Genomic DNA, 545 nt, shown 5'->3' with positions numbered 1-545 from the left:
GTGTTTTTTGAACTTAAAACATTTACCCACAGAAAAGGTTCGACAACTCGCCTCTCCGCTACATAGATAAACGTTCTGTTGAAGGGATTCAATTGCGTGAGTGTTTCGAAGCGAGTACTGATCGTCACTTTCTGTTTCACCCAAATACTCAAAATACTCACTCGCAGGTACGGTAAACAGTGCAGTATCACCAGCAGCTACGTTTTTGGGTTGTGAGGCTGGTTTTAGCATATTGAAGCCAGACTTCTGGCTTGCTTTAGTCGTTAAAACTTGTGTTTCGTTCCAAGCAGAAATGTGACTCGACTCTGAACTGCCTGTATCGAAATCGACCATAAACTCAGGACTGGGTTTGTAAAAGCTTACATCATCAAAAATATCTAGGACATGGGATGATTTAGAGTGACTAAAGCAAAAAGAGAGCCCTTCTTCGGCTAGGAGGCGCTGAACAAAAGCAAGATCAGATTCTTCATACTGAACTTTGTAGGAATATTGGGGATACGTATTTTTTAGTTCAAATTTAAATGCAACACCATGCTCTGAAAGCA

At 40.9% G+C, this 545-nt stretch carries 1 protein-coding gene; it reads right to left on the bottom strand.

From position 1 onward, the window contains the following. Positions 1 to 545: contractile injection system protein, VgrG/Pvc8 family (locus R7E78_RS29710; protein WP_318059089.1), on the bottom strand; the 545-nt coding region annotated here is incomplete at both ends.

The sequence above is a fragment of the Vibrio sp. YT-19(2023) genome (genome assembly GCF_033337395.1).
Note: the sequence above shows the minus strand (reverse complement) of the source record. Positions and strands in the feature narration are given on the sequence as shown.